Raw genomic sequence first — 2,121 nt, forward strand, 5'->3', positions numbered from 1 at the left:
CGTGACCGTGGCCAGCGAGTCGCCGACAGAGCGGGCGTCGCTGGATCCGCCGCGCAGTTCGGCGATAAACGGCAGCCAGGCGAGCCCGGTCTCGTTACGCGCCGTCTGCGTGCGCAGGGGCATGGTCGCAGGGCTCGGCTCCTTGCCTTCCCTGCCCTCGACCGGGATCAGCAGCGGCGGGATCGCCAGGCCGTCGTTCTCCCTGGTCGTACGAGCCGGCATCGGGTCGGATATCGGCGTGGGGTCGTTTCGCCAGGTGCCGCCTGCCGGAACCAGGAACGGCTCGTAGGCCAGCGCCTTGGTCGGGGTGGTGGTCTGCGTCGTGATCGGCGCGTCTACCGGCCAGGTGCGGACTCCGGGGCGCCGCTCGTAGGTGTTCCCGGCGGCTTCCAGCGTGATGGGGCGGGCGAACTTCTCCAGCCCGGCCTGGATGCGGGCGAGCGTCTTGTCGGCGAGCGGCTTGGACCGGTCGCCGATCCGCTGGCCCGGCAGGTTCCAGTCGATCGCCGCGGCGGCCGGGAGGACGCGCGGCTCCACCACCTGGGCGCGGCACGCGCTGTTCGGGCACCGGTAGACGTACTGCTGTCGGTAGCGGCCCATGTCCGCGCCGAACGTCTTGAACACCTGCACGGCGTTGACCCACGTGTCGCAGCCAGAGCACCAGGCTTGCGGGCGCAGCCACTTATCCCAGTCCGGGTCCCGGCCCAGGCTCTCGTGCCAGTAGGCGACGTACAGGCGGTCTCGGGACTGCGGCGCGATGAGCGTGCGCGCCGGATGGGCGTGCATCGAGTTGATGGCGATGGTCCTGGTGCGGTAGCCGAGGATGCGGATCTCGCGGATCCACCGGTCCCACTGATCCCACGCCCGCACGTCGACGACGTTCTCGACGACGCCGGCCAGAACCAGGGCGCCGCGGTCCTGGACGCCCCTCAGGTACAGCGGCACCTCTTCCATGAGGGCGCGTGACCGCTCGACAGCTTCGTCCTTCTCGGGGCCGAACAGTTCGCCTTGCATCGAGGTGGCGAAGTCGCGCGTCTTGCCGCGGGCGTTGGACCACTGCGGGCATTCGGGGCTGGCCCAGAACAGGTCAGCGACGGGCCAGCGCTCCACCGGAGCCTCGCGGATGTCGCCCCGGTAGTGGTCGGTCTCGGGGAAGTTCGCGGCGTGGGACTCGATGGCTCGTTCCCAGTGGTTCGCGGCCAGCGTGACGCGGACGCCAGGCACGGCGTGGGCGCCCTGCGAACTGCCACCGGCTCCGCAGAACCAGTCCATCAGGGTGAGCGTCACTCGTTCTCCTCAGAGGTCACGTTGCGAGCCGTGGGGTCGCTGAGCGCCCAGATCACGGATTGGAGAGCGGTGGACACCACGCTGGCCGTCAGGTAGACAGCCACCCGGAAAGCGATCACAGCGGCGGTCACGGCTGCCTCCGGTCGGTGAAGGGCCACCACTCGGCGTCGCCCGGGCGGGGCTCGCCGAGCGCGTCGGCGCGGAGCTGCTCGGCCATCTCGTGCTCATCGAGGAGCCGCTGGAGGCGGGTGGGCGGCCGGTTGACGGCGTGGGCTCCTGCCTCGTTCCACTGGTCGAGGAGGGCGCGGGCCCGGATCTCCGCCACGGCCTGCTGCTGGCGGCGGAGCCGGCGGAACAGTGCGGCGGCGACCCATCCGCTCGCCACGAGGGCGGTCAGGAGCAGCGGCATGAACCACGCGTTAAGCGAGTCGGCGTCGGGGCCGGACAGCAGGTCCAGCAAGGTCACGTTGAGGGTCACCGCTGGTCTCCCATCCGCGAGTGGAGGGTGGCGGTCACCTCGGCCTTGCTCGCCTGCTGCAGCGCCCTCTTGGCCTCGTCACGCTCCGCCTTGAGCGCGGATGCCGCCTCCGCCAGGTCCGTCCGGTCGGAGCGGAGCTGCTTGATGCAGGCGTCCTTGTCGAGGATCACCAGAACGCCGACCGTCAGCACCACGACGAACAGGGCGGAGAGGATGACGAACATGACCCCGATCACCCGGACACCGCCTCGATCAGCGCCTTGACCACAGCGCCGAGAGCGACGCCCAGGATCAGCACCAGCTCGATCTGGAGGGCACCCGCGTAGCTGATTGTCGGGATGAACGACCACCAGGCG

Annotated in this window: 4 protein-coding genes; all 4 read right to left on the reverse strand. The window is 70.2% G+C overall.

Annotated features, from left to right (window positions below):
• Positions 1-1,287, reverse strand: a 1,287-nt coding sequence (locus VIU94_RS20860; RefSeq protein ID WP_331913352.1) for a DNA cytosine methyltransferase, incomplete at its 3' end; no start/stop codon positions are given.
• Positions 1,284-1,418, reverse strand: coding sequence for a hypothetical protein (locus VIU94_RS20865; protein WP_331913353.1), 135 nt, complete (start codon positions 1,416-1,418; stop codon positions 1,284-1,286). The genes VIU94_RS20860 and VIU94_RS20865, both read right to left, overlap by 4 nt.
• Positions 1,415-1,765 carry a hypothetical protein gene (locus VIU94_RS20870; RefSeq protein ID WP_331913354.1) on the reverse strand — a complete coding sequence of 117 codons (351 nt, stop codon included), beginning with the start codon at positions 1,763-1,765 and terminating at the stop codon, positions 1,415-1,417. The genes VIU94_RS20865 and VIU94_RS20870 overlap by 4 nt, the downstream gene beginning before the upstream one ends.
• Entirely contained in the window at positions 1,762-1,989 is a 228-nt protein-coding gene (locus tag VIU94_RS20875; protein ID WP_331913355.1) for a hypothetical protein, read from the reverse strand. The genes VIU94_RS20870 and VIU94_RS20875 overlap by 4 nt, the downstream gene beginning before the upstream one ends.
• Positions 1,990-2,121: the final 132 nt, after the last annotated feature.

The sequence above is a fragment of the Streptomyces sp. genome, from assembly GCF_036566765.1.
Classification (GTDB): domain Bacteria; phylum Actinomycetota; class Actinomycetes; order Streptomycetales; family Streptomycetaceae; genus Streptomyces.